General features: G+C 57.7%; 25 protein-coding genes and 1 tRNA gene. 14 read left to right on the top strand and 12 right to left on the bottom strand.

Annotated features, from left to right (window positions below; translation table 11 throughout):
* Positions 1-59: 59 nt before the first annotated feature.
* The 5 genes from JZI28_RS18885 (at position 60) to JZI28_RS18865 (ending at position 5,217) form a co-directional block, all read left to right on the top strand.
* Positions 60-785, top strand: a complete 726-nt coding sequence (locus JZI28_RS18885) for a lysozyme (protein ID WP_375698590.1) — start codon at positions 60-62, stop codon at positions 783-785.
* Between the two features lie 23 nt (positions 786-808).
* Positions 809-1,129: a hypothetical protein gene (locus JZI28_RS18880; RefSeq protein WP_375698589.1), complete on the top strand. Its 321-nt coding sequence runs from the start codon at positions 809-811 to the stop codon at positions 1,127-1,129.
* A 1-nt stretch (position 1,130) separates the two neighbouring features.
* Entirely contained in the window at positions 1,131-1,319 is a 189-nt protein-coding gene (locus tag JZI28_RS18875; protein ID WP_375698588.1) for a hypothetical protein, read from the top strand.
* Between the two features lie 155 nt (positions 1,320-1,474).
* A complete protein-coding gene (locus tag JZI28_RS18870) occupies positions 1,475-2,281 on the top strand; it encodes a DNA adenine methylase (protein ID WP_375700127.1) in 807 nt (268 codons plus the stop codon).
* Between the two features lie 767 nt (positions 2,282-3,048).
* Complete coding sequence (locus tag JZI28_RS18865; RefSeq protein ID WP_375698587.1) at positions 3,049-5,217, top strand: methyl-accepting chemotaxis protein; 2,169 nt, start codon at positions 3,049-3,051, stop codon at positions 5,215-5,217.
* A gap of 468 nt (positions 5,218-5,685) precedes the next feature.
* Here JZI28_RS18865 and JZI28_RS18860 read toward each other — a convergent pair whose 3' ends face one another.
* Positions 5,686-6,102 (bottom strand): hypothetical protein, encoded by a 417-nt coding sequence (locus JZI28_RS18860; protein WP_375698586.1) that lies wholly within the window; start codon positions 6,100-6,102, stop codon positions 5,686-5,688.
* A gap of 263 nt (positions 6,103-6,365) precedes the next feature.
* Between JZI28_RS18860 and JZI28_RS18855 the strand changes: the two genes are divergently transcribed.
* From JZI28_RS18855 to JZI28_RS18845, 3 genes are all read left to right on the top strand, one after another.
* Entirely contained in the window at positions 6,366-6,842 is a 477-nt protein-coding gene (locus JZI28_RS18855; RefSeq protein WP_375698585.1) for a thermonuclease family protein, read from the top strand.
* A 342-nt stretch (positions 6,843-7,184) separates the two neighbouring features.
* Positions 7,185-7,493, top strand: a complete 309-nt coding sequence (locus JZI28_RS18850) for a hypothetical protein (RefSeq protein ID WP_375698584.1) — start codon at positions 7,185-7,187, stop codon at positions 7,491-7,493.
* Positions 7,481-9,058 carry a methyl-accepting chemotaxis protein gene (locus JZI28_RS18845; RefSeq protein WP_375698583.1) on the top strand — a complete coding sequence of 526 codons (1,578 nt, stop codon included), beginning with the start codon at positions 7,481-7,483 and terminating at the stop codon, positions 9,056-9,058. The genes JZI28_RS18850 and JZI28_RS18845 overlap by 13 nt, the downstream gene beginning before the upstream one ends.
* Positions 9,059-9,625: 567 nt before the next feature.
* Here JZI28_RS18845 and JZI28_RS18840 read toward each other — a convergent pair.
* Positions 9,626-9,702 (bottom strand) — tRNA-Arg (locus JZI28_RS18840).
* A gap of 169 nt (positions 9,703-9,871) precedes the next feature.
* Here JZI28_RS18840 and JZI28_RS18835 point away from each other — a divergent pair.
* Together JZI28_RS18835 and JZI28_RS18830 are read left to right on the top strand one after the other, a co-directional pair.
* On the top strand, positions 9,872-10,897 hold the full coding sequence (locus tag JZI28_RS18835) for a LacI family DNA-binding transcriptional regulator (RefSeq protein WP_375698582.1): 1,026 nt from the start codon (positions 9,872-9,874) through the stop codon (positions 10,895-10,897).
* Positions 10,897-12,111 (top strand): winged helix-turn-helix domain-containing protein, encoded by a 1,215-nt coding sequence (locus JZI28_RS18830; protein ID WP_375698581.1) that lies wholly within the window; start codon positions 10,897-10,899, stop codon positions 12,109-12,111. Before JZI28_RS18835 ends, JZI28_RS18830 begins: the two co-directional genes overlap by 1 nt.
* Positions 12,112-12,152: 41 nt before the next feature.
* Here the strand turns inward: JZI28_RS18830 and JZI28_RS18825 are convergent, their stop codons facing one another.
* The 9 genes from JZI28_RS18825 to JZI28_RS18785 all read right to left on the bottom strand — a co-directional run bounded on the left by JZI28_RS18825 (position 12,153) and on the right by JZI28_RS18785 (position 22,171).
* Positions 12,153-12,602 (bottom strand): acyl-CoA thioesterase, encoded by a 450-nt coding sequence (locus JZI28_RS18825; protein WP_375698580.1) that lies wholly within the window; start codon positions 12,600-12,602, stop codon positions 12,153-12,155.
* A gap of 175 nt (positions 12,603-12,777) precedes the next feature.
* Positions 12,778-14,283 (bottom strand): TRAP transporter large permease, encoded by a 1,506-nt coding sequence (locus JZI28_RS18820; protein WP_295446577.1) that lies wholly within the window; start codon positions 14,281-14,283, stop codon positions 12,778-12,780.
* Entirely contained in the window at positions 14,280-14,861 is a 582-nt protein-coding gene (locus JZI28_RS18815) for a TRAP transporter small permease (protein WP_375698579.1), read from the bottom strand. Before JZI28_RS18815 ends, JZI28_RS18820 begins: the two co-directional genes overlap by 4 nt.
* 77 nt (positions 14,862-14,938) lie before the next feature.
* Positions 14,939-15,985 (bottom strand): TRAP transporter substrate-binding protein, encoded by a 1,047-nt coding sequence (locus JZI28_RS18810; protein WP_295446573.1) that lies wholly within the window; start codon positions 15,983-15,985, stop codon positions 14,939-14,941.
* Between the two features lie 503 nt (positions 15,986-16,488).
* On the bottom strand, positions 16,489-17,187 hold the full coding sequence (locus tag JZI28_RS18805; protein ID WP_375698578.1) for a fumarylacetoacetate hydrolase family protein: 699 nt from the start codon (positions 17,185-17,187) through the stop codon (positions 16,489-16,491).
* A gap of 143 nt (positions 17,188-17,330) precedes the next feature.
* Positions 17,331-18,794 (bottom strand): aldehyde dehydrogenase, encoded by a 1,464-nt coding sequence (locus JZI28_RS18800; RefSeq protein WP_375698577.1) that lies wholly within the window; start codon positions 18,792-18,794, stop codon positions 17,331-17,333.
* 26 nt (positions 18,795-18,820) lie between these two features.
* Entirely contained in the window at positions 18,821-19,858 is a 1,038-nt protein-coding gene (locus JZI28_RS18795) for an LLM class flavin-dependent oxidoreductase (protein ID WP_375698576.1), read from the bottom strand.
* Entirely contained in the window at positions 19,855-21,597 is a 1,743-nt protein-coding gene (locus tag JZI28_RS18790) for an alpha/beta fold hydrolase (RefSeq protein WP_375698575.1), read from the bottom strand. The genes JZI28_RS18795 and JZI28_RS18790 overlap by 4 nt, the downstream gene beginning before the upstream one ends.
* Positions 21,569-22,171 (bottom strand): amino acid synthesis family protein, encoded by a 603-nt coding sequence (locus tag JZI28_RS18785; RefSeq protein ID WP_281954404.1) that lies wholly within the window; start codon positions 22,169-22,171, stop codon positions 21,569-21,571. Before JZI28_RS18785 ends, JZI28_RS18790 begins: the two co-directional genes overlap by 29 nt.
* Positions 22,172-22,278: 107 nt before the next feature.
* Between JZI28_RS18785 and JZI28_RS18780 the strand changes: the two genes are divergently transcribed.
* Both JZI28_RS18780 and JZI28_RS18775 read left to right on the top strand, forming a co-directional pair.
* On the top strand, positions 22,279-22,980 hold the full coding sequence (locus JZI28_RS18780) for a GntR family transcriptional regulator (protein ID WP_375698574.1): 702 nt from the start codon (positions 22,279-22,281) through the stop codon (positions 22,978-22,980).
* Between the two features lie 4 nt (positions 22,981-22,984).
* On the top strand, positions 22,985-23,272 hold the full coding sequence (locus tag JZI28_RS18775) for a DUF1330 domain-containing protein (RefSeq protein ID WP_348152438.1): 288 nt from the start codon (positions 22,985-22,987) through the stop codon (positions 23,270-23,272).
* Positions 23,273-23,334: 62 nt separating this feature from the next.
* Here JZI28_RS18775 and JZI28_RS18770 read toward each other — a convergent pair whose 3' ends face one another.
* Positions 23,335-23,949, bottom strand: a complete 615-nt coding sequence (locus tag JZI28_RS18770; protein ID WP_295446556.1) for a helix-turn-helix domain-containing protein — start codon at positions 23,947-23,949, stop codon at positions 23,335-23,337.
* A 291-nt stretch (positions 23,950-24,240) separates the two neighbouring features.
* Between JZI28_RS18770 and gcvT the strand changes: the two genes are divergently transcribed.
* Positions 24,241-25,338 (top strand): glycine cleavage system aminomethyltransferase GcvT, encoded by a 1,098-nt coding sequence (gene gcvT / locus JZI28_RS18765; protein ID WP_375700126.1) that lies wholly within the window; start codon positions 24,241-24,243, stop codon positions 25,336-25,338.
* A gap of 32 nt (positions 25,339-25,370) precedes the next feature.
* On the top strand, positions 25,371-25,736 hold the full coding sequence (gene gcvH, locus JZI28_RS18760; protein WP_348152442.1) for a glycine cleavage system protein GcvH: 366 nt from the start codon (positions 25,371-25,373) through the stop codon (positions 25,734-25,736).
* Positions 25,737-25,752: the final 16 nt, after the last annotated feature.

Genomic DNA, 25,752 nt, shown 5'->3' with positions numbered 1-25,752 from the left:
AAAACCCAAAACCTGAACCCAACCCTGCCTTTGGCGGGGTCTTTTGCATTGGAGACATCATGAAACTGATCTCAAACTGGCGCGCCACGCTTGGCAAGTCCTGGTCTGTCTGGCTCATTTTGGCGAGCCTTGTTCTGCTGGGTGGATATTTTCTGGCCCTTGTCCAACCGGGCATGCTGGGCTGGGACCCGCTGTATTTTGCCATGGCCTCGGCCACATGCCAGGTGCTGGCGATCCCGGCGCGGCTGGTGCTACAGAACGGCTTGTCCGGCCTTGCCGCCTTCCGCCGGGAGACGGGCGGTGCCGTGCGCCGGCGCACGGTTGGGCTGATCGCGGGCAGCGGGATCGCTATGTCCGGCGCCATTGGCTTCATCGGTCAGTGGGAGGGGCTGCGGACGCAAGCCTACCGCGATGTCGTGGGTATCTGGACGGTTTGCTATGGCGAAACCAAGGGGGTACGCCCTGGTGATCGCTACAGCAAGGCCGAGTGCGATAAAATGCTGGCGCGTGAGATCGTCGCCTATGAGGTGGCGCTGGACAAATGCCTGAAACATCCGGTGCCGGTGGGCATGAAGATCGCCCTGGTCAGCTGGACCTACAACGTCGGGGCAGGGGCGGCCTGCAAATCGACCCTGGTGCGTAAGGCCAATGTCGGGGATCTGACAGGCGCCTGCAATGAGCTGCCGCGCTGGAACAGGGCAGGCGGGCGGATCATACCGGGGCTGGGCAACCGGCGCGGCGCCGAGCGCGCCATGTGCCATCAGGCGCTGAAAGAACCGGCATGATTCCGGTTAGGATATGGGGTTGGGTGTTGCGCAATCTGCCAGGGCTTGCCCTGGTGGCCCTGCTGGCCGGGGTGGTCTGGACTGTGGCGGATGCCTTCCAGGACCGCGTCCACCTGCGGGCCGAGCTGGCCGCTACCCAGGCGGATCTGGCAACAGCACAGGCCAGCCTGCAGCAAGCCGCCGAGACCGCCCGCATTCACCGCGCCCACCTGGCCCGCGCCGCCGATGAGGCCCGCGCCTGGGTGGCGCTATCAAATGAGTTGCAAAACATGGAGGGCCGCAATGCGCCTTTATCTCCTTTGCTTGCTGCTACTGCTGGCCGGTTGTTCCGATCGGGCCAGTGAGGTGGTGATACCACCGCCCCAAGTGCCACCCGATTTGTTGCAGCCCTGCGCCGGTTATACCGGTCCGCTGCCGCAATCTGAGGGCCAGATCTCGGATGCCCTCATCGCCGAGGCGCGCGGGCGGGCCTGTGCCAATGGCCGGTTGACGGCTGTGGCGGAGATCTTGGTGGCGCCACGTCTTAAAGACTGATCCCTCCGCGCCCTAGCGGGGGGATCGGGTGCGCAAACACCCGTTCCCACGCAGCCATCCGTTCAAAGCGGCTGCGCCGACATCACCAATCAGAAAATGTCGCCCGACTCTCGCGAGAGTGGGCACCCCATATTCTGGAATCAGCAATGACAACAATGACAAAGGTGCGCCCTGCCGCGCCCGTCGCCCCCTGGCTCGGGGGCAAAAAGGCCCTGAGTGCCCGTATCATCGCGCGCATCGAGGCCGTCGACCATGCCACCTATGCCGAGCCTTTTGTCGGCATGGGCGGTGTTTTTCTGCGCCGCAGCTGGAAGCCGCAGTGCGAGGTCGCCAATGACTTCAATGGTGAAATCACCAATCTGTTCCGCATCCTACAGCAGCATTTGCCGCAGCTGATGGAAGTCATGCGCTATCAGATCGCCTCGCGCCGGGAGTTTGAGCGGCTGCGCAAAACCGATCCCGCCACCCTGACCGATCTGCAGCGCGCCGCCCGGTTTTTGTATCTGCAGCGCCAGGCCTTTGGCGGCAAGCTCGGTGGCGTCTTTGGCGTTGCCACCGATCGGCCATCCCGGTTCAGCCTGTCGCGCCTGGAACCAATCCTCGAGGCCGCCCATGAACGGCTGGAAAGCGTCATCTTCGAGAACCTCGACTGGTCAGATCTGATCCGCCGCTATGATGGCAGCAAGACGCTGTTCTATCTCGACCCACCCTATTGGGGCGGCGAAAGCGATTATGGCAAAGGCCTGTTTGAACGCAGCGCCTTCCAGGCAATGGCGGAGCAACTGGCCGAAATCCGTGGCAAGTTCATCCTGTCAATCAACGACTGCCCTGAGATCCGTGAGCTGTTCGCCGGGTTTGAGTTTGAAGAGGTCCGCCTGAAATATACCGTCGCCGCAGGTGGTGCGACGGATGCGGCCGAGCTGATCATCTCAAACTTTGAGCCGCGTATCGGGTTGATCTGATCGAGAGTATGAGCTGGCGGGGCGTAGTGGTCCCGCCAGCCCGAAGGGCGGACAACGGACCTTAGCCGCATCCGCCAAGGTTCCGAGCCAGATAGACATAAGCGGCCATTCAAGCCCTAGCAATCGAGACCCACGTTGCTGCGCCTACAATCAAGGTCGCCTATGCGCAGTTTGTGTACTTTGCAGACTTGAAAGATCAGACCTGACTTACATAGCCAAGACTAATGGTCATTGCTCCGGATCTTCACCAGAGCAGTCATTCAAGTCTCAAGGCAAGAGCCGCGACGGGTGAACGGTTGCAACTTGGACCAAGCGAAGAGCCGAAGCTGGGTTTCTGGCCAGTGTTGGTACTCTCAACAACATATGAGATGCGCTCGCCCACAGCTGCCCCACGAAGATCTCTGAATTCTAAGCCTGGGTTCCCCCGGAAGAACTGGCTGACCCGAATTGGTGCGGCGAGCTTCCAACGGATGCGCCTGTTCGTGAATATGATTCGCAAGTAGAAAAGCAATCCGAGCGTGTATTTAGTCTCACGGTGATCCCAAATTTTGCAACCTCCCCCCAAAAAAACAACCTATAGATGAACGAGCCTTCCTTAATCTTTTTGCAAGTGGGCTGCATCAAGATCTTCCGAGCTTAATAACTTCAGTGCCTTACGGCCGCACAGCACAATATCGCAAGGTAAACAACTTTTTCGCTGGGTGCTCAAACTGCCAACTAGTGGTGAAACCTTGCTTGGATCTTTCGTCTTTATCGGAGACTTTCTAGTGGAACGACTCTCAATATCTGCTCGCGTTTTTTCGGGCTACATCACGATGTTTTTCATGGTAGTGGGGCTCGCTGTTTTTAGCTTCATTGCTGTCACTACATTGGGGAACACTTTTAAGCAGTACCGCGATTCAGCGCGGCAAACACTTTTTCTCAAGCACTATGTGGTGGACACATTTGGAGCCCGAATGGCGGCTTTGAAGTATCGTATTTCTCCTAGTGACGAGGCTGCTTCGGAAGTTCACAGTAACATCCAGAGCATTGTTGAAGACACTCATTTGGAAAGCCTGTTCGCTGGCGAACCGAACATGCTGGCTGAGCTTTTGGAGCTGAAGGAGATGGCCGTTTCCTATGGAGAGTCCTTCGATCGAATGGTTGAACTCCAGAGCCAGCGGAATGATCTAGCGAAGACGATTGTTGAAGCTGGACCGCAGATGCGTATAGCGTTGACAGAAATTATGGAAACGGCCTACCGCGACAACGATCTTGAGGCGGCATTTTATGCGGGTATAGCACAACAAGAAGTGATGTTGGGTCGCTTTTACATGGAACGCTTCCTGCTCAACAACGATGAGGGGTCATTTGATCGCGTGAAGCAGCATTTTTCTGCTGCCGACGAACAGATGCACATACTTCTAAAAAGTCTGCAGAATCCACGTCGCCGAGAGCTAGCAGAAGCTGTCAAAATGCTAGAAGACGTTTACGTTTCTACAGCAGAAGGCATACATACTATCATCGCCAACCGTAACACCATTCGTACAAACGAATTGGATGCGATCGGGCCAGAACTGCGGAACCGATACGGGGCGGTGATTGATGCTGCCGTTGCCCGCCAGGCTACTTTGGGTCCCGAAGGTCAGAGTATCGTGAACCAGATGAGCTGGCTTATGCCTTTGGTTGGAGGTCTGGCAGCTCTTATCTCAATCATTCTATCTGTAGTGATTGGCCGCTGGATCGCTGGGGCAGTGAAGGGTTTAGCCGATCAAACCGAGCAATTGGCCGGTGGGGATATGACCGTCCAGATTACCGGAGGGGAACATAAGCATGAACTAGGACGAATGGCCCAAGCCTTGCAGGTGTTTCGTGATGGTGAAATCGAACGACGCAACCAAGAGAAGCGTGAAAAGCAACGCTCACAGGAAATCGCTCAGGCCGTTGAAAATTTAAGTGGAGGCCTGCAAGATCTTGCCAATGGCGATCTCACCATTCGAATGGAAGAAGATGCCAGCGAGGATTTCCGCGATCTCTATGTGAACTTCAATCAATCTCTAGAACGGTTGTCCGTTACAATCGGGTCGGTCAAACAGGTGACTGCTGGTGTCGGAGGAACGGCAGAAGAGATAACCCAGGCTGCCAATGAGCTTTCTCATCGGACGGAAAGCCAGGCCGCGACACTTGAGGAAACCGCCGCTGCGTTAGAGGAACTGTCATCGACGGTAAACGCTTCTGCAGACGGTGCGCGAAAGGTCGACGAAATTGTCACTGATGCAAAGGCTTCTGCCGAGCTCAGTGGCGAGGTGGTGAGCAATGCGATCGTCGCCATGTCGGAAATCGAGAAGTCTTCCGAGCAGATCTCAATGATCATTGGTGTGATTGACGATATTGCTTTCCAAACAAACCTTCTGGCCTTGAATGCAGGGGTCGAAGCGGCTCGAGCGGGGGAAGCCGGGCGTGGGTTTGCGGTAGTCGCATCAGAAGTCAGGGGGCTCGCGCAGAGATCGTCGGATGCTGCGGGCGAGATTAAGCAACTTATCAACGATAGCAATCAGCATGTGGGAAATGGTGTGAAACTGGTCGGACAATCCGGAGAAGAATTGCAACAGATCATCGGGAGCGTCACCACGATTTCAAACCACATTCGAGAAATTTCCAACGGTGCTTCGGAACAATCGATTGCTTTGAAAGAGATTAATACGGGTGTCTCTCAGCTTGACCAAGCTACTCAACAGAATGCAGCAATGGTTGAACAAACATCTGCTTCGTGCCAACTCCTGTCGAATGACGCGCACACACTGAAGCAGGAGATCTCCAAGTTCAAAGAGGGAAATGGTGTTTCACAGCCAAGGATTGAAACGCAAGTTCCTCTTGCCCATCCTCCTTCCTCGGGAATGGACAGTGCTATCGAGCAAGATGTACTTCCTGCGGCCGTAGGCTGGGATGATTTCTAACTTGGGCGACATGGGTGCACTCTGACACATGCACAATTGGATCAATGTCAGATCACATGTTGATCCGATATGTGTATACATCTGCCCAATCTGGTTCCAGAACCAGATTGGGCTACTTCAGGAACAGGCACCCTTTACAGGTTAATCCCACATGAAGGCAGGGCAATAGTGACTTTCAGAACGAGATTCCGCCTAATCGGACTGCCCGAGGTCCTCGAAATCCTACCCCCAGTGAATGTCCCCTTGGCTAACAATCAGAAAGGTTGAGTGGCTGATTCGCAGTTGTCGTTGCCTGATGGCGAAGCATCTAAGCAATGTCCTAAAAGGGCTGACTGCAGTCAACCAGGTCTGTCGATCAGACCGGCGACAGAGTGTTCAGGGTGAAAACCACACGCGGCATCGCCGCAAGGCGGCTTTGAGCGCAAAACTGACTGTCTGAACCCAAAGCCTGCTGCGCATTTCTTCCACTTATTGGATGTATATTGCAATTCCAGAAACAGTTTGCTCATCATAAGGGATAGCCACACTCCCGCTCATAACGAATCCGCCCAGCTGCGATCCCGGTTGTCCGAGAATAACCCCGTTCGCTCCGACGGCTGCCGCTTGGTTCTTTAGCTCATCAACGGCATAGTCAATTGACTGCTGAGAGGTCCAGCCGTTGCCACTTTTCGCATTTACGAGAGCTATAGTCTGATACGGTGTTTTAGGTGCAGCTGAAAACAATTGAACTTCCCCTGCGCTAATGGCTGCTCGCCTTTCTCCTGTGACTACGGTGGTACCTTCAGCGCAGCCAACGACCCCCGTAATTGCAAGCATTGCTAGCAAATTTCGTCTTGAAATAACTTTCATATCTTTTCCTTCATTGCCAAATACCAGTTGAAGCATATTGGAAATGATGACGCAAACCGCTTGCAACCTCTCGACGGCCCTCAAGAGAAAACGTCTGCTTTGTCCCGCCCTGCCGACCTTCATCCTCCGGAAATGCTGCGCCATGGACGAATGGCCGGTCTGGTGAAACTGCGGCGCGGCAGCGGCGTGGTGGGCGGAAGGCGGCTTTGGGCCGTTCCCGGCATAGCCGACCGTGATAACTCTGATAAGGTCGCGGTCTACCAAGTGGCCGAAGCGAACTATCACCACTGGCCCCGGGTATGTGCAGCGCAGTCGGCTTGATTGTATATTCCGTCAGCTGCAACACTATCCGCAAATCTAGCAGAACAGGAAAAATCTTGAAATTCACTCTAGGCTTAGCCCTGACAGCAGTCCTCGCGGTTCCCGTGTCTGCAGCAGGTCTTAAAGTGCGGGACGCAGACACAATTGTAGTTGAGGGCAAACCTGTACGGTTGCAGGGCGTCGATGCACCTGAACTCAACACTAGGTCAGGCAAGGATGCCCGCCGCTGGATGGCGAGCTACCTGGCGGGCAAGACGGTGGAGTGTCAGCTGACTGGTGAGCGGTCGTATGACCGTTGGATCGGCGTATGTTTTGCCGAGGGCGTCGATATTGGTGGGGCGGTCATATCAGCGGGCCATGCTTTGGATTGCCGAAGGTATTCCGGGGGAAGGTATCGGCACCTGGAGACGCCAGCGGCTAAGTCGCGGCTACGGCGTGCGGGGTATTGTCGTTAAGTGATTTTGGAAAGGATTTGGGGCAAGGTCAGCAAAGCGCAGATAGTGACCTTTGCAAAGTTTGGCTAACGAACGAGGAATATAGCCTGTGACCGCTGCGGTACCGTATGAAAGCGGACATTGCGAACCCCATGTCGCAAATTCACTGGTCGCACGATGGCAAGGTGGACATTGCCACACTTAAAGAACTGAGCCGCAATGACTTCTCCCGGTCCGAAACAGACAGCAGTTCTCAAAAATGTGACCTTTTCTTTTTGACCTATTAAGATTTTCGGTTTTTTTGTCAGGGCAGCTCCTTGGGTCTTTAGATTCGATAAGGGATTTTGCTGTAAAGCTCTCAAGATGAAAGTTTCCGTTTCAGATGCAGCATTCATGATGATCGCCACGGCCATTGTGATCTGCTCACCAATCTTGCCGCTGTTTATGCAGGCACGCCCACAAGTTGGAGATATCGCACTGGTTGTTGCGTCTCCATGGGGAGATGCCGCATGGATTGCCAACAAGGCCGGCGTGCAAGAAGTGGCACCAGAGCGCGCGCCCTTGGGTGTTCTGGTTGCTCTGGAAAGCCCTGAAAGCGTTTCCCAGCTTTACGCGCATGGTGCTTGGCTGGTTATTGATGGTGAAAGAGTCTTAGAAATATGCGCAATATGAAACCCTCCGGGGACAAATCGAGTTCCGTCAGCGGGATCTTTGCAAACGAACGTAGCATTCAGCAAATCACCAGTTGGCTCTTGGTGCCAGGCCCGGCAGTTGCCGCACTCTACCTGAATGGCAATGGCAATTGGTGGGTCTTTGCGGGTTTCAGCATGGTGCTAGGTGTTCTTACCTATGTGTCAAATGCCCTGCCTCCCTCAACAAGAGACTACGTGTTGAGTTTCAGTTTTGTTGCCCACTGTATCTTGCTGACAGCATCGCTGAGTGGCCATGCTTGGCAACTAGATGCCCATATGATGTTCTTTGCGGCTCTTGCCATTGTCTCAACCTTAGCAAATCCTAGGGCGTTGATCTTTGCAACAGTCTTGATCGCGCTGCACCATATTTCCTTTAGCGTTCTGTTGCCCAAGATGGTGTACCCCAGTGGTGATTTGATGGCGAACCTGCAGCGCACAGTTTTGCACGCAGGTATTGTTCTGCTGGAAGCGGGCGTTTTGTTGCTTAGCATGCTCAAAAGTATCGCGGCCGATGCTGAGCTTAAACACCAGCAAGAAGAAGCAAGCGCGCAGACCCTTGTTGCTGAAGAAGCGCAGGCAAAGGCCACCAAAAGCCAGCAAGATGCTGAACATGTGGTGGAAACTGTAGGATCACATCTGGGCGAGATGGCACGTGGCCGGTTGGATTGCACGATCAGTGGGAGTTTCCCGGGTGAATACGAAGAGCTACGCACGAACTTCAACGCAGCGGTGGCCTCGCTGAAAGACACTATGAAACAGGTGGTTGGGGCAAGTGAGAGCATTAAAAACGGGGCCACTGAAGTCAGCCAAGCCTCGGATGATCTGTCGCATCGGACCGAAAGTCAGGCCGCCACGCTGGAAGAGACGGCCGCAGCCTTGGAAGAAATGACGGTCTCGGTGAAATCTGCTGCAGATGGTGCCCGCAATGTTGAAAACACCATGGATGAGGCTCGCAAGGAAGCCGAAAGCAGCGGTGAAATTGTCACCAAGGCGGTTGCAGCGATGTCAACAATTGAGAGTTCCTCTGATCAGATTGCGCAGATCATTGGTGTTATTGATGATATCGCTTTCCAGACCAACCTTCTGGCCTTGAACGCTGGTGTTGAAGCTGCGCGTGCTGGGGAAGCAGGCAAAGGGTTTGCGGTTGTTGCTTCCGAAGTACGCGGATTGGCGCAGCGATCTGCCGATGCAGCGACTGAAATTAAGGTGCTAATCACCGAGAGTTCGAAGCAAGTTGAGCAGGGCGTTACCCTGGTTGGCGATGCCGGAAAATCCATCGGCACCATTGTCAGAAGGGTGAACGAAATTTCAAAACTGATTTCAGACATTGCCAATGGCGCGGTTGAGCAATCAACGGGCCTAGGGGAGATCAACACCGGTGTTAGCCAGCTGGACAATGTGACCCAACAAAACGCCGCAATGGTGGAACAGGCGACTGCAGCTGGCCACATGTTGCACGCAGATGCAACCAAACTCTCCGGCTTGATGGCACGGTTTGAACTGGGTCAACAAACTTCGGTGACGCCTAGCAGCGCTGCTGCTTAGGGCAGAGAGAAAAACCTGCAATCGGGCACCTGGCCTTACTACCAGGTGCCCGATTATGTTTTTACTGGGATCCGTAGCAGACCATTGCCGCTACGATTTGAATTCACAAAAAGCGTTTACTGCGTATCGCAGCCATTGGTTGGAGGTGCGGCATTTGTTTGGACGGCTATTACCCGTTGAATGGCAGCTTCGGTAAGTTAGGCCAGTTTCGTTGGCCTCTCTGCATAGCCGAAGCTACGCCAAGCACGAATGTCGTGAAAGGGCTGGGAGCAGCTAATCGGGTCGGATAGTCGCGAGTACAAAAGCTGCATCCGAACAAACAAATTTCGGCATAAGGAATTCCCTTCAAAATCACATACAGACTGCATTTGAACAGCAATGATCGACTTGAACTGGGTCAAGGCACGTACCAATGGTGCTGTGGGTTTCTGCAGACGCAGGGCTTGCAAATGTAATTTTCAAACTGCCTGAGGCTCGAAACGAGTTTTTTTGCCGGTTCCGTTTTGGTAGGTCCGGTTCGGTGAACCAAAGGGAAAACCCTCTTTCCGGCGTAAGTTATTGACTTTATGGCGACCCCGGCAGGATTCGAACCTGCAACCTGCCCCTTAGGAGGGGGCTGCTCTATCCAGTTGAGCCACGGGGCCGGGCTTGTTTACGCGATAGCAAATCCTCTAGGGTATCACAATGAGGCGTGGCGCCTTGGTTATTGATTATTCGACGGCTTTGTCGCGCTCCTTTCCTGCAACGCCCCATTGTACTGGGCGCGCGCACTGGCTAACCTTAAAAGCAGCAGAAAATATGAGGCCTTAGAACGTGACCACGGACCCCAAGCGCCCGCTCACCCTACGTGATGTATCAGAAGCCACAGGCGTGTCAGAAATGACCGTGAGCCGTGTGTTGCGAAACCGCGGAGATGTCTCTGAAAAGACCCGGGTGAAGGTTCTGACCGCCGCCAAGGAACTGGGCTATGTGCCCAATAAGATTGCCGGGGCGCTGGCCTCTAAGCGGGTCAATCTGGTGGCGGTGATCATCCCCTCGCTGTCCAATATGGTGTTTCCCGAGGTGCTGACGGGCATCAATCAGGTGCTGGAAAATACCCCGTTGCAGCCCGTTGTCGGGGTGACGGACTATCAGCCGGAGAAAGAAGAAAAAGTTCTCTATGAGATGCTGTCCTGGCGGCCCTCTGGGGTGATCATTGCCGGGTTGGAACATACCGAAGCGGCGCGGGCGATGCTCAATGCTTCGGGCATTCCGGTGGTGGAGATCATGGACACCGACGGCAAGCCGGTGGATTCGATGGTGGGGATTTCGCATCGCCGGGCCGGCAGTGAGATGGCCAAGGCGATCCTGAAAGCGGGCTATCGCCATATCGGCTTCATGGGCACCAAAATGCCACTGGATCACCGCGCCCGTAAACGGTTTGAGGGCTTCACCGGAGCCCTGGCCAAGGAGGGCGTCGAGATCGAAGACCGGGCGTTTTATTCCGGCGGCTCAGCCCTGGCCAAGGGGCGTGAGATGACGCAAGAGATGCTGGAACGCTGTCCTGAGTTGGATTTTCTCTATTATTCCAACGATATGATTGGTGCAGGCGGGCTTTTGTATCTGATGGATCAGGGCATTGATGTGCCCGGACAGATTGGTCTTGCTGGCTTTAACGGGGTTGAGCTGCTGCAGGGCCTGCCGCGCCAATTGGCCACCATGGATGCCTGTCGGCTGGAGATCGGTCGCAAGGCTGCCGAGATTATCGCGGCGCAATTGGATGATCCCGAGGCGGCGCAAGAACACCATGTGACGCTGACCCCCACCATTTCTTATGGTGACACGCTCAAGCGGCGCTGATGGCTCTGCCACGTCTTGAAAATGCGGTGGCGCGCCGGCTGTTTATGGATCGCCACGCCCTGTTGGAACAGCCAAGCGGGGCCTCCAAAGGCGGGGACCTATTGCAGCTGATATCCCGGCTGGGATTTGTGCAGCTCGACAGTATCAATACTGTGGCGCGGGCCCATGATATGATCCTCTATTCCCGCCGCCCCAGCTATCGTGCCAAACATTTGACGGATCTCTATCATGGCGGCGGGGCGCTGTTTGAGCACTGGACCCATGATGCGGCGATGATCCCGCTGGCGTTTTATCCGCAGTGGCATCTGCGGTTTCAGCGCGACGAGGCGCTGCTGCGCAAACGCTGGCGTAACTGGCGCCGTGACGGGTTTGAGCAGCAGTTTGACACGGTGTTGACCCATATTCGGGACCATGGGCCGGTCAGCTCGTCGGATTTGGGCAAGGGCGAGAAAAAGAGCTCGGGTGGTTGGTGGGACTGGCACCCGTCCAAGACGGCGCTGGAGTATCTGTGGCGCACCGGCGCGCTGACCGTTGTTGGGCGGTCCGGCTTTCAAAAACGCTATGACCTGACGGAGCGGGTGATTGACGAGGCGCTGCATGCGCCTGCGGCGTCGCTGGATCCGGCGCCGACGGTGGATTGGCTGTGCTCACAGGCGCTGGACCGGCTTGGCTTTGCCACCTCAGGTGAGCTGGCGGCATTTTGGGACACTGCCAGCGCTACTGAGGCGCGGCAGTGGTGCCAACAGGCCAAGGCGCGCGATGAGATCGAAGAGATTGAGGTCGAGGCGGCAGACGGCAGCCTGCGCAAATGCTTTGCCCGACCGGATACTGTGGATCAGGCGGCAGAGCTGGCACCTGCGCCGGGCCGGATGCGGGTTCTCAGCCCCTTTGACCCGATGCTGCGGGATCGCAAACGGGCTGAGCGGCTGTTTGGGTTTTATTACCGCATCGAAGTTTTCACTCCGGCCCCCAAACGCATCTACGGCTATTATGTCTTTCCCCTGATTGAGGGGCAGCGCATGGTCGGGCGCATCGACATGAAGGCGGATCGCCCGGCTGATTGCCTGCGGGTAAGTGCGCTGTGGCCGGAGCGCGGCGTTACATTCACCCCTGCGCGCATCAAACGGTTAGAGGCCGAGCTGGAGCGCACCGCCCGTTTTGCCGGGCTTGGAACCGTTGACTTTGCAGCAGACTGGCTGCGAGAGCCGGTCTGATCCATCGGGTGAGTGCTATGGATGAGTATTATGAGTGAGCGCTAATCGGGCTGCAGGTTGGCCTCGATCACCGCGCGGTAATCCGCCGGGGCAGGACGGGCCTTGAACTCTGGCTGGGTGATAAAGACACAGGTGAACCGGCCTTCAAAACAAAGCGTGCCATTCTGCCGGGCATCGACGCGGAAGGTCACGGATTTGGTGCTGATCGCACAGGGCCAGACAGCGCACTCCAGTCGGTGGCGCGGCGTGACCGGGGAGCGAAATTCTAGGTTCATGCTGACAAAGGGGGTGCCGGTGCCGCGGTCCAGTTCCATCTGAAACCAGCCGTCGCCATCCAGGTGATGCTCCCACCAGGCATCAATCGCCTCAAGCGCAAAGCTGGGCAAATGGCCAGTATAGGCGATTTGAGCCGGATCACAGTGCCCCCAGCCAACCCGGATGCTATGAACAAAAGCCGGGCTGTCGCCTGTGCTGTCAACCTGTTTGGACATCTGAATTCCTTGCCTCAACTGCTGGTGCCGCAAATGCTGGTGCGCCAGCCTAACGATTGGGCGGTGATCTTTCAAACCGCCCCGATGAAAAGCCCCCTCCCAGTCATACTGGAAGAGGGCGCTGTTTGTCCGTGCCGTGCCAGGAATTTTCCGGGCCGATTTGCTGTGTTGGGCTTTAGTACAAAAGATACAGCGGCAGCAGGGTGATGAAGGGGAAGAGCACCAGGATAATCACGCGGATGATATCGGAGGCGACAAAGAACATCACCGCCTTGTAGGTGTCGATCATCTTGGTCTTGCGATCCATCGCGTTGATGATGAACAGGTTCATCCCAACCGGCGGAGTGATCAGGCCGACCTCGACCACGATGAGCACCAGAATACCAAACCAGATGGCGACATACTCGGACTCGATGCGGTTGACGCGCCCCTCGGTCACCCGAATGCCCAGCTCTTTCATCTGTTCCCGGGTCAGCTCAGTACCGGTGGCAATGGCATCTTGAATGGAGGCGAGCATCTCTGCTCCCATGCCATCGGGTATGCCGTTGTTCAGCACCTCCATTGCGGCACTTGCTTGCATGTCGATGAGCGACAGCAGGCCAAAATCCATCACCGAAATCACCGGGAAAAAGATTGGAATGGTCAGCAGGATCATCGACAGACTGTCCATCAGGCAGCCAAAGACCAGATAGAAGGCCAGGATCAGCGCCAGCACCATCCAGGGGCTAAAGCCCTGGCTGACCACAAAATCAGCCAGCTCTTGTGGCACTTTGGTCAGGGCGAGGAAACCATTGTAAAAGCCTGCACCCAGGACGATGAAAAAGATCATCGCGGTGGAGCGTGCTGTCACCATAAAGCTGTCGACCAGATTTTCACGATCCAGCCCACCGTTCATCCAGGCGATGAAACCGGTACCCGCGGCGCCAACAGCGGCGCCTTCGGTTGGGGTGAACAAGCCGCCATAGATGCCGCCAACAACCAGGCCAAAAACTGTCAGTACCGGCCAGACCTTGATCAGATTGGCAAAGCGCTCGGACCAGGGAATGGCCGGGCGGGTGCCTGCGGCCTTGGGGTTCAGGCGCACGTAGATAGAAATCACGATGACATAGCCAATGGCTGCCAGCAGGCCGGGGATAAAGGCGGCGAGGAACAGTTTGGCGATGTTTTGTTCAGTCAGAATGGCATAGATCACCAGCACCACAGAGGGCGGGATCAGAATACCCAGGGTGCCGCCTGCTGCCAGGGTCGCGGTGGAAAACCCGCCGGCGTAGCCATATTGTTTCAGCTCGGGCAGGGCGACCCGGCCCATGGTGGCAGCTGTTGCCAGCGAGGAGCCACAGATGGCCCCAAAGCCAGCGCAGGCCCCGATCGAGGCCATGGCGACGCCGCCCTTTTTATGGCCCAGAAATCCTTCGGCTGCTTTGAACAAGGCCGAGGACATGCCGCCCAGGGTGGCAAAATGGCCCATCAGCAGGAACATCGGCACGATGGTCAGCGAATAGGAGGAGAAGGTCGAGTAGGTCTCACTTTTGAGACGGCCAAAAGCCACCTGCGTGCCATCGGTGACCATGATCAACCCACCAAGGCCGACCAAAAACATCGACAACCCGATGGGCACCCGCAGGAAGATCAGCACCATCAGAACAGGAAATGAGGCGATACCAATTTCAAGAGTAGTCACTGTTCACCCTCCACGCCGTCCCAGATCTGGATACGGCCGGTAAAAAATTCCATGGTGCGGACAGCAGCCATGTAGATGCCAAGGATAGCGGCGATGGTTGCGCCAAACAGACTGGCGCCAAAGGCCCACCAGACCGGGAACTCCAGTAGAAACGACGTTTCGCCATTGCCAAACTTGCTGATGGTACCAGCCGCAAGACGCCAGGCGATCAGCACCAGCACCCCGGCAAACAGCAGCTCGGTCACCATGCGCAAAAAGCGGTTTACGCCACGTGGAAAGGAATTGGCGACGACATCAACTGCAGCATGGCCAACAGAGATCTGGCAAAGCGGCAGGAACGCAAAGATGGCAAAGGCAACGCCAGCTTCGACCAATTCAAAATCGCCGTTGATCGGCCCCACCCAGGTGATCATCCAGTTTGAAAAGCCCGGTGCAATTGATTGCATAACACCGCCGTGGAAGACGCCATTGAGCAAGCGGCCGATAATCGACAGGCAGGTCATAATGATCAGAAGAGAGAGGACCATACCGCCGATAATGGCCATGGATCTGGCCAGCCCCATCATGAGCTTGTGCATGGTTAAGAACCCCTTTTTTGTGCGCAAAAGGGCCGCGGCACCAAGTGCTGCTGCGGCCCTTTGACAATATTTCTAGCTTACTCGACGTATTGTGGCGTGTACTTTTCAATCAGATAAGAGGCTTCATCCAGAAGCGCCTGACCGTCGATGCCCTTTTCGGTCATATCCGCCAGCCATGTGTCGTAGACAGGCTGCGCCAGCTTGCGCCACTCAGCAGTCTGCTCTTCGTCTAGGGTGATGACGTTGTTGCCGTTATCCAGCGCCGCTTCACGCGAGGGGTCATCAGAGGCCGCCATGGTGCCACCGGCAAAGACCGAGAATTCCAGACCGGAGTTGTCGTCGATTGCCGCTTTCTGGGCGTCCGACAGGCTTTCGTATTTTTCTTTGTTCATCGCCAGGACGAAGGTCAGAGTATAGAGCGCTTTTCCGGTGAACTCGGTGTGGTTTTCAACCAGTTCTGGAACTTTCAGCGCGGCAGTGACTTCCCATGGGATGGTGGTGCCGTCAATCACGCCCTTGGACAGACCTTCGGGGATTGCGGGAACCGGCATGCCAACAGGGGTTGCACCCAGTTGTGTCAGCAGCGAGTTGACCGACCGGCCACCGCCACGGATCTTCATGCCCTGCATGTCGGCAGGGGTGCTCACTGGATCGGAGGTATGGATCACACCAGGGCCGTGCACCCAGGTGCCAAGGATTTTGACGTCCTTGAACTCGGTGTCTTTCATGTGTTTATCGAACATTTCCCAATAGGCGTGCGATGTGGCACGGGCATTGGTCATCATGAAGGGCAGTTCAAAGACTTCGGTCGAAGGGAAACGACCGGGTGTATAGGCAACAACGGTCCAAACGATGTCTGCAACGCCGTCGATCGCCTGGTCCATCAGCTCTGGTGGCTTACCGCCCAGCTGCATCGAGGGAAAACGGTCAATGGTGATTTCACCACCGGAAGCCGCTTCGACGTTGTCAGCCCAGACATCCAGGACCAGCTTTGGCACATTGGCCTGCGCAGGCAGAAACTGGTGCAGTTTCAGGGTGACATTTTCGGCAAATGCCGAAGTGGCGCTTAGGGCGACGATGGCGGCGGCGCCAGCGGCTCCAAGAAGCTTTCTACGAGTGGTCATATGATTCCTCCCTTTGACCTTATAATTTACCATCCTATCGCCGTCGGAAAACGATATTGCAACAGGAGGCTCTATTCTTTCCATTTTGTTTCCAGAACGCTGAAATTTCTTCGCGAAAGGAACGGGCTGCCCCTCTGCTATTGGGTGCATTTGTAACTATCAATGCCGGATTATGTATTTCTCACTCATGAATTCAGCGGTCAGAGATGTCATCGGTTCCCGTCCCCCAATATGACACAGACATGTTACGAATTTCCGGCCCCATCCCACGGTGTGATACATATCAGCACTATGTATCGCGTTTTTCAATCCCTCTTTGCCGGACACTAAGGCGACAAGAACGCACAGGCTGGTTTCTGCATTTTCCCGTGGCGCCCGTGCCGGTGCCTGTCGCTGCCAGAGCGGTTTAAGCTCTAATATGCAAAGCACAGGTGCCTTTGCGAATGGACCGAGCGCACATAACATTGCACCTTTCGTACCTGATCACGCTCTATGGTTGAAGACTAGGCGGCATCTGAGAGATGCAGCGAGATCGGAGCAAGACCGGTGATTCCTCCCTGCATATGTTGCCCGGCCAGGACGGGTCCGACCCCGGCAGGGGTGCCCGTCAGGATCAGGTCACCGGGACGCAAATGGTAGAAACCGGACAGGTGGCAGATGATTTCCTCAACCGACCAGATCAGCTCGGTCAGGATGGCATCCTGTTTGGTGTCGCCGTCCAGCGTCAACCAAATCCGCTGATCCGCCACCGGCCCCCAATCGCTCGCCTTGGTTAGCGGGGCAAAGACGGTGCCCTGTTCCAGATCTTTACCCAGATCCCAGGGGCGCTGCTTTTTGCGCTCGCGGATCTGCAAATCGCGCCGGGTCATGTCCAGGGCGCAGCCATAGCCATAGATGGCGGCGTTGGCCTCAGCGGGGGTGGCGCGAAACACCGGCGCGCCAATGGCCAGGGCCAGCTCCATTTCATAGTGAAAGTTCTCGGTGCCGGGGGGGTAGGGGCAGCTTGCCCCGCTCAGCACCGCATTGGCGCTGGATTTGGTGAAATAGAACGGCGCCTCCCGGTCGACCTCGACCCCCATTTCGGCGGCATGCGCCGCATAGTTGCGCCCAACGCAGAAAATGCGACCTACCGGATAGCCGCGCTCTTCCCCTTGGACGGGAATGATCAGCGGCTCTGGCAGGGGGAACAGGGATTTGGTCATGTCATCGGCTCCTTTGGGACAAGACAGCGGTGTCCTGCCTATGTCCACCATAGGCAGAAATCGCGCAATGCCCATGCCAAAGCTTCAATTCAAAGCCCCTTGCCAAAGCCCCGGCACCCCTCGGCCCAACCTTGCCGGCGGGCTTAGCGCATCACAAAGGGATCCGGGATCGGATCGTCAGAGGTACGCAGCCAGACCGCTTTGACCTTGGTATAGTCCAGCGCCGCCTGCAAACCGCCTTCGCGGCCATGCCCTGACAACCCGTGACCGCCAAAGGGCGCAATGGGAGAAACCGCCCGATAGGTGTTGACCCAGACGATGCCGGCACGAATGCCCCGGATCATCCGATGGGCCCGTGTCAGGCTTTGGGTGAACACACCCGATGCAAGACCAAACTGGGTATCATTGGCAATGGCCAGCGCTTCGGTCTCCGTGTTGAAACTAACGACTGACAAAACCGGGCCAAAGAATTCTGTGTGCAGACAGGGGGCATCCGGCGCATCGGAGCAATCCAGAATGGTGGGCGGAAAGTAGTAGCCCGGCCGATCAGGCGCGACGCCCCCGGTGACCAGCCTGGCACCTGCTGTGGTGGAGGCGGCAATCAGCGCCAGTGCATGGTCACGCTGCGCCTGGGTACACAGCGGGCCCACCTCGGTCGCCATATCATCTGGGGCGCCAATGACCACGGCTTCGGCCTTTTGTTTCAATCGCTCCAGGAACTGATCCTTGATCGAACTGGCGATCACCAGCCGTGACCCGGCGACGCAGCTTTGGCCAGTGGCGGCAAATATGCCCGAGATCTGCGCGTTCACTGCGCTGTCGATATCGGCGTCTTCAAAGACGATAAAGGGCGATTTGCCCCCCAGCTCCAGCGAGGTGGAGGCCAGATTTTCGGCGGAGTTGCGGACAATATGGCGGGCGGTTTCCGGCCCGCCGGTAAAGGCCACATGAGCAACCTTGGGATGCGAGGTCAGCGCCGCCCCCGCTGCCGCCCCGCCGGTCATCACGTTGAGCACACCGGGCGGAAAACCCGCCTGATCAAAAATACGGGCAAATTCCAGCAGTGGCGCCGGGGCTTCTTCTGAGGCCTTCAGCACCACGGTGCAGCCTGCGGCCAGTGCCGGGCCGATCTTGACCGCCGACAGAAACAGTTGCGAGTTCCAGGGGACAATGGCGGCCACCACCCCCAGGGGTTCGCGCCGCAGCCAGACCTCCATGTCGGGTTTATCAATGGGCAGATGCGCGCCTTCGATCTTATCCGCCAGCCCGGCATAATAGCGGTAGTACTCCGCCACATAGGCAATCTGGGCTGAGGTCTCGCGGATGATCTTGCCGGTGTCGCGGGTTTCCAGCTCGGCCAGACGCGGGGCGTTTTCGGCCACCAGATCCGCCAGCTGCAGCAACAGCTTGCCGCGCTGGCTGGCGGTCATCTCTGCCCAGTCAGGCGCATAAAAGGCGGCCTCGGCGGCGTCAACGGCCCGGTCCACATCCGCCGGGCTGGCCTCTGGCATCCTGGCCCAGGCCGCGCCGGTGGCGGGATCCAGGCTATCAAACTGGGCTGATCCGGCCTCAAACTGGCCGCCGATATAGTGATGGAACTGCTGCATGATCTGTCCTTTTGCGACGGCGGCCTTTAGGCGAAGGCGGGCATGACCTCATGGATGAAGCGCTCAAGCGAGGCCTTTTTGCGCTCAAAGCTCATGCTGGAGTCGATCCAGAAGGAGTACTCATCATAGCCCAGGGCCTCATATGTCTTGATCCGGTCAATAACACCTGCAGGTTCGGCGATCACCAGATCACGTTCCATCGCGTCCGGCGAGTAGAAAGGATGCGCGGCGATTTCTTCGTCTGAGAGCGGTGCGATCAGGCCCTGATCAACGGCGCGTTCGTTTTTGAACCAGGCGCCAAAGTAGCAGTAGAAGCGGTTCAGCTCTGCTGCGGCCTGCTTCACGTCTTCTGCGCTGTCGGCCACATAGGTGTGCAACAGCAGCATGATCTTGGGGCGCGGGGTGCCGGGGTATCTGGCGCAGGCATCGTTGAAACGCTGCATCAGGCTGCTGATCTCACCGTCGCCCTGCCACAGCGGCGTCACCTGCACATTGCAGTGGTTGGCGACAGCAAACTCATGGCTGTTGGGATCGCGGGCGGCAACCCAGATCGGCGGGCCGTCCTGCTGCACGGGCTTGGGGGCGGAGGTGGTTTTTGGGAAGGAATGGAACTCTCCCTCCTGGGCATAATCTCCCTGCCAAAGCCCCTGCACGGCGGGGATCAGCTCGCGCATGCGCTGGCCTGCTTCCCAGGCCTCCATGCCGGGCATCATGCGCTCGTACTCAAAGGAATAGGCGCCACGGGCAATGCCCAGATCCAATCGCCCATCGGTGATGATATCGGTCAGCGCCGCCTCGCCCGCCAGACGGATCGGGTGCCAGAAGGGGGCAATCACCGTACCGGTGCCCAGCCGCACGTTTTCCGTATGGCGGGCCAAATCAACGAGGTTCAGAAACGGGTTGGGCGAGATGGTAAAATTCATCCCGTGGTGCTCCCCGGTCCAGATCGCATGCATACCACCACGATCGGCGATTTTGCACAGTTCTATGAACTCGTCATACAGCTGCTTTTGGTCCTGATCCGGTGAGATCCGCTCCATATGGGCAAACAAGGAAAACTTCATGCCGTTGCACTCCCTGACACGATTTTGCGGATATTGCCGCTGGTTTGAGTGCCGTAAAACACCCCGTAATTGCCCATGCGGCTTTCGCTGGCGAAACGCTCCAGCATAATGCGCAGCGCCGGGTCGGTGACCTCCATCATGGTTGATGCAGTCAGAGCCGTGAAACAGCCCTGTTTTGGGGTGCCTTCGCCAGCCTGACAGAGGAAGGAAATATGCTGATGCTCGCGGGCGGCGTCTTCAAAGACCGAGTAGATAAAGCCGGGATCGGCCTCAATTCCGCAGCTGGTGATCAGCTCGCTCAGCGCCACCGAGGCCCCGGCGCGACCAACGGGTTTTTGCGGCAGGGTCAGCCCGCCAAACCCGTCGTCGATCAGCAGCACTTCGCCAGCCCGTTCAATCAGGGCCGAGACCACCAGGTTGGCGCCATGGGCCAGCGCCTCAGCCTCGGCGGCGGGGGTGACATAGGCGCCACGGGCATAGCCCAGACCAGGGGCGGTGCTGGTGTCAAAGGCCTCCACCTGGCCGATCAGGATCACATGGTCGCCGGCCTCAACCGATTTATGCATGCTGCAGTCAAACCAGGCCGAAACCCCGGCCAGAATGGGCGAGCCCTGGGGCCCGACCCGCCAGTCCACCGCTGCAAAGCGGTCCTCAGCAGGTCGCGCAAAGGTGTTGGAGATGTCTTTCTGGTCTTCCGCAAGAATGTTCACCGCAAAGCCGGAGGCCTGGGTCAGAGCCTCGAAGTTCCGGGAGCTATTGGCCAGGCAGACCAAGACCAGCGGCGGGTCCAGCGACACCGAGGCAAAGGAATTGGCGGTAAAACCCAGCGGCGTGCCGGTGTCGTCATGGCTGGTGACCACGGTGACACCGGTCAGGAAGGTGCCAAAGGCATCGCGCAGGGCGCGCGGATCAAGCGGGGCAGGGGCCATTGGGGTCTCCTTTATATTGGGTGTTGGGCGTCGCAGCCAGCGGCTTAGGCTTTGTGTCACCGCATCCGGGTCGGTCAGATTGACCATATGGCGGCCGGGCAGAATTTCCGCCGTGCCGTTCTGGGCCAGATCGGCCATGGCGTGGGCCATTGCCGGGGTCGAGTTTGGATCGGCGTCACCGGTGAGCGCCAGCAGCGGGCAGGCAATCTGTGGCCAGGCTTTTGCATAGGTGGCATCGCCCCGGGCAAAGGCGCCATAGGCGGTGGCATAGCCGGTCAGATCGACCTGCGACAGCCAGCGCGCGACCTGTGTTCTGGCCTGCTGTTCAGCCGGGCTATCGCCAAACCAGCGGCTGAGCGGCGTTTCCAGATCCACCCTGCCGGCCTTGATTTCGCCAGCACGGGCCAGCACCGCAGACCGGGCCGGGTCTGAGCGCCTGAACACGCCATTGATCAGCGCAACCCGGCGCAGCATTTGGGGATGCGTGCAGGCAAAGCCCCCCGCGATCAGCGCCCCCATGGAGTGGCCGGCCAGATTGACCGGGCCCAAATTCAGCGCACCCAGGGCGGCATGCAGCCAGGCCACATAGGCCGCCAGATCGGCACCTTCCGCCAGGGCGCTGCTGCCACCGTGGCCGGGCATGTCCAGCGACAGGACCCGATGGGTTTTCGACAGCGCCTCAATTTGCGGCGCCCAGGCGGCGCTCTGCATGCCGACCCCGTGGATCAACACCAAAGCTTCGCCGCTGCCGGCGTCGCGGTAGCTGAGGCTGCCGAAGGGATCAGACAGAGGCAGGGTTGTCGAGATCATGGCCCAGATCCTTTAGATCCTGATAGCGGTCACCAATACGGTGATGTGGTCGCCCACCGATCGAGGCGCCCAGGGCGATGACAATCTCATCCGCCGCCGGGGCATCCGCCACCGCGCATTGAATGGTGAGATAATGCGAGCGGCGACCGCCGTCGTTTTTATCCATCAGGGGGATCATCAGCGGCGCATTGGCCGGGCCACGGGTGTTGCAAAAGGCCAGGTAGCTCTTGGCGCCCACGGCCTCGCGGTAGTGGTTGCCAAACCGCAGGGTGTGGATCAGCGCCGAGGCATGCTCGACCTCGCCGTCCAACCCGACAATGGCAGATTTGCCATAGGCTTCGACCTTGTCGCCACCACCGGCAGCATCCAGCACCATCTTGGTCAGCAACTCGCCCAGCTCTGGCGCGCAGTCATGGATTTCCGGCTTCAGGTCCTCAACGAACCCCCGACCTGCCCAGGGGTTTTTGACCACCGCGATGGCGGCAATCAGTTTGAGCGGAGTTGCGGCTTCTTTGCCGCCCTCGATCAGGGTTTCTTCGATATGGAGGAGAGTTTTGCGAATGACAGCTGGCATGGGGCACCTGAGTTGGAGTGAATCTGTTGAGCTAACTTATGGTATACCATAATCTCGTTAGTCAAGAATCTATTGTCTTGCCGCAGGGCTGCTGGTAGATAACACCCATGAAAAACCCTGGTCTGGCTCAGCTGAGAATCGAACAACCCCCTGCGACGCTTCGTGAAATCGTGCAGGAAAAAATGCGTGAGGCGATCATCGCGGGGGTGTTTTCCCCGGGTGAGCGGCTGGTGGAGCGGCCCCTGTGTGATCAGCTGGGGGTCAGCCGGACGGTCATCCGCGAGACGATTCGATACCTCGAGGCCGAAGGGCTGGTGGAGATCCTGCCCAATCGCGGCCCCATCGTGGCCGCGCTGAGCTGGGAAGATGCGCGCCAGATCTATGAGATCCGCCGCATGCTCGAGACCTCGGTTGCCATGGCCTGCGCCCGATCTGGCGCGGCCAGCTTGCACCGCGATTTGCGGGCAGCACTGGCGACCCTGAAACGGGCCTTTGCCCAGACCGGCGCAGATGTGGAGCCGGGGGCTTTGTATAAGGCTTCGACCGGGTTTTATCAGGTGATGTTTGAGGCCGCCGGCCATCATATCGCCTGGGAGGTGGTCAATCGGCTCAATGGTCGGATCAGCCGGTTGCGGGCGATGACGCTGTCAGCCAGCGACCGGGCCCAGCCTGGGCTGTTTCATATGCAGGCGATCTGTGATGCCATCATTTCAGGCGACCCCGAGGCGGCACGCAGCGCGGTGGAGGCGCATCTGGCGGATGCCTCAGCCGTGGCAGAGCGGCTGCTGGCGGGGACAGAAAAGGAATAGTCTGGTGCCTAAGGCCTATTGGATAGCCCATGTCACAGTGACAGACCCGGAGGCCTATCTGGGTTATCAGGCCGTCGCCCCGGCTGCGTTTGCGCAGTATGGTGCCATATTCCTGGCCCGTGGCGGCAGCGCACAAACCCTGGAGGGCGACAGCTGGCAGCGCCATGTGGTGATCCAGTTTGATAGCCTGCAACAGGCGCGCGACTGCTACAATTCACCCGCATACAAAGAGGCCCGCGCCCGCCGCGCAGGCGCCTGCGAGGCCAGCATTACCATCGTTGAGGGGTGCTGAGCTGGCTGCAAACTTGGCTGCAGACCTGGCGGATACTGCTGCACAGGTTGATGTTACTGGGGTCAGATTTCCAGCGAGACCCAAAGAACCTTTGCGTCCTCTGCGCTGGTGGACACGCAGCCATGTCCCATGCCGCTGTCGTAATAGACCGAATCACCTGCGGTCATGCTGAGCGGGCGATAGTGTTCGGTATAGAGCACCAGATCGCCGCTGATCACATACATGAACTCTTCGCCGCGATGGCGTACCCAACTGTCATATTCGGTCACATCCCGCGCCTTGATGGTGCTGATATAGGGCAGCATCCGCTTGCTGGTGAGCTCGGTACACAACAGCTCATGGTCATAGGTCTTGGTTTCCTGATGCTCGCCGCGCCCCGACAGGGTGTAGTCACGGCGCCCCGAAATGCTGCTTTGCGCCGATTGGACGAATAATTGCGGCGTTTCCAGCTCCAATGTCTGCATCAGGCGGCGGATAATCTCAAAACTCGGGCGGGTCTGGTTGTTCTCGATCTTTGACAGGGTCGAGCGCCCGATGGCCGCAGCCTTGGCCGCTTCCTCCAGGGTCAGGCCCTTTTCCTTGCGCGCGTCGCGAATCATCTTGCCCAGAACCTGCCCGTCCGGGGCTTCGCCTGCCTCGGGCGCGAGCCCTGCTTCTTCTGATTGAACCGGTTCCATGTTGGCGGTTTCTCCTGTTGCGGTTGAACCTTAGCCGTGATGCTTGCAGCAGTCAAAATTTCACTAGGACATCTTTTGTTGATTAAGCGGGAAAAGTTTCCTAAAGGAGATATGCGGGACGTATGGGCGCATTTTCCCAAACTGGGGGTGTCCTGATCGGAGGCGGAGCTGTGACGCGCGAAGATGTACAGATCAGAGGCCTGGCCCGTGTGGTGCGCAATGCGCCTTACACCGTTATGGTGTCCCGTGACTGCTCTTCGCAAACAAAGGCCCGATACAATGTCCGATACACTGACTGACGTACCCAAACGCACACCGCTTTATGACCTGCATGTGGAACTTGGCGGCAAGATGGTTGATTTTGCTGGCTGGGAAATGCCGGTTCAATACCCCATGGGCATCATGGGAGAGCACAAGCAGTGCCGCGAAAAGGCAGGGCTGTTTGACGTCTCCCATATGGGGCAGGTGATCCTGAAGGGCGACGATATCGCCGCCCAGCTGGAAAAGATCGCGCCCTCCGCCTTTACCACCCTGAAGGAGGGCAAGGCTCGCTACACCTTCTTTACCAATGACCAGGGCGGCATCATGGACGATTTGATCGTTTCCAATGCCGGTGATCATTTCTTTGTCGTGGTCAACGCCTCCATGCGGCACCAGGATATTCCCCATATGGCCCAACATCTTGAGGGCATCGAGGTCACCGAGATCTTTGACCGCGCCCTGGTTGCGGTGCAGGGCCCGGCGGCGGAAAACGTGGTGGGGGCGCTTTGCCCTGCCGCGCGTGAGATGAAATTTATGGAAACCATTCTGGCTGAGGTCATGGGGGTCGAGTGCCGCCTGTCGCGTCTGGGCTATACCGGCGAAGATGGCTATGAGATCTCCATCCCGGAAGACAAGGCGGTTGAGATCACCCGTGCCCTGCTGGCGCATGAGGATTGCGAACCCGCAGGCCTTGGCGCGCGCGATTCCTTGCGTCTTGAGGCCGGCCTTTGCCTGTATGGCAATGACATCGACACCGAGACCACGCCGGTTGAGGCCGCGCTGACCTGGGCCATGCAGAAACGACGTCGCGAAGAGGGCGGCTTTCCCGGCGCTGCCCGTATCCAGAAACAGCTGACTGAGGGCGCTGCCCGCAAACTGGTTGGGATTAAGCCCATTGGCCGCGCCCCTGCCCGCCAGGGCGTCGAAGTGCAAAGCACCGAGGGCGAGACCATCGGGGCGATCACCTCGGGGGGGTTTGGTCCCACCGTCGGCGGACCCGTCGCCATGGGATATGTCGCAGCCGGCCACAGCACCCCCGGCGAAACGGTAAACCTGATCATACGGGGCAAGTCCCAGCCGGCCGAAGTGGTCGCGCTCCCCTTTGTGACCCAGAACTACAAACGCTAAGACACTAAACTTGGACACGAGGAGCGTCCCAGATGGCCACTTATTATTCAGAAGAGCACGAATGGATCACCGTAGAAGGCGATACGGCAACCCTTGGCATCACCCAACACGCGGCGGACCAACTGGGCGAAATCGTCTTTTGCGAACAGAAAGAAGCAGGCGATACCTTTGAAAAAGGGGACGAAATTGGCGTCATCGAATCCGTCAAGGCGGCCTCGGAAATCTACGCGCCACTGGATGGCGAAGTCATCGCCGCCAACGAGACCCTCGCCGATAATCCCGGCGCTTTGAACGAAAGCCCCGAAGGCGATGCCTGGATCTATAAAATCAAATTGTCGGATGCTGCCCAGCTCGACGATCTGATGGATCTGCACGGTTACAAAACCCTGATTGGCTGAGTGTGTCGGGGCCGGC

This window comes from Pseudophaeobacter sp. TrK17, assembly GCF_042192375.1.
Classification (GTDB): domain Bacteria; phylum Pseudomonadota; class Alphaproteobacteria; order Rhodobacterales; family Rhodobacteraceae; genus Pseudophaeobacter.
This window is presented reverse-complemented; position numbering and strand designations above follow the sequence as displayed.

Coding starts and splice junctions, on each gene's coding strand:
- JZI28_RS18885 (WP_375698590.1), top strand. CDS start 60: ATGAAACTGATCTCAAACTGGCGCGCCACGCTTGGCAAGTCCTGGTCT.
- JZI28_RS18870 (WP_375700127.1), top strand. CDS start 1,475: ATGACAAAGGTGCGCCCTGCCGCGCCCGTCGCCCCCTGGCTCGGGGGC.
- JZI28_RS18860 (WP_375698586.1), bottom strand. CDS start 6,102: ATGCTTCAACTGGTATTTGGCAATGAAGGAAAAGATATGAAAGTTATT.
- JZI28_RS18855 (WP_375698585.1), top strand. CDS start 6,366: ATGTGCAGCGCAGTCGGCTTGATTGTATATTCCGTCAGCTGCAACACT.
- JZI28_RS18850 (WP_375698584.1), top strand. CDS start 7,185: ATGAAAGTTTCCGTTTCAGATGCAGCATTCATGATGATCGCCACGGCC.
- JZI28_RS18845 (WP_375698583.1), top strand. CDS start 7,481: ATGCGCAATATGAAACCCTCCGGGGACAAATCGAGTTCCGTCAGCGGG.
- JZI28_RS18830 (WP_375698581.1), top strand. CDS start 10,897: ATGGCTCTGCCACGTCTTGAAAATGCGGTGGCGCGCCGGCTGTTTATG.
- JZI28_RS18825 (WP_375698580.1), bottom strand. CDS start 12,602: ATGTCCAAACAGGTTGACAGCACAGGCGACAGCCCGGCTTTTGTTCAT.
- JZI28_RS18815 (WP_375698579.1), bottom strand. CDS start 14,861: ATGCACAAGCTCATGATGGGGCTGGCCAGATCCATGGCCATTATCGGC.
- JZI28_RS18810 (WP_295446573.1), bottom strand. CDS start 15,985: ATGACCACTCGTAGAAAGCTTCTTGGAGCCGCTGGCGCCGCCGCCATC.
- JZI28_RS18805 (WP_375698578.1), bottom strand. CDS start 17,187: ATGACCAAATCCCTGTTCCCCCTGCCAGAGCCGCTGATCATTCCCGTC.
- JZI28_RS18800 (WP_375698577.1), bottom strand. CDS start 18,794: ATGCAGCAGTTCCATCACTATATCGGCGGCCAGTTTGAGGCCGGATCA.
- JZI28_RS18795 (WP_375698576.1), bottom strand. CDS start 19,858: ATGAAGTTTTCCTTGTTTGCCCATATGGAGCGGATCTCACCGGATCAG.
- JZI28_RS18790 (WP_375698575.1), bottom strand. CDS start 21,597: ATGATCTCGACAACCCTGCCTCTGTCTGATCCCTTCGGCAGCCTCAGC.
- JZI28_RS18785 (WP_281954404.1), bottom strand. CDS start 22,171: ATGCCAGCTGTCATTCGCAAAACTCTCCTCCATATCGAAGAAACCCTG.
- JZI28_RS18780 (WP_375698574.1), top strand. CDS start 22,279: ATGAAAAACCCTGGTCTGGCTCAGCTGAGAATCGAACAACCCCCTGCG.
- JZI28_RS18770 (WP_295446556.1), bottom strand. CDS start 23,949: ATGGAACCGGTTCAATCAGAAGAAGCAGGGCTCGCGCCCGAGGCAGGC.
- gcvH (WP_348152442.1), top strand. CDS start 25,371: ATGGCCACTTATTATTCAGAAGAGCACGAATGGATCACCGTAGAAGGC.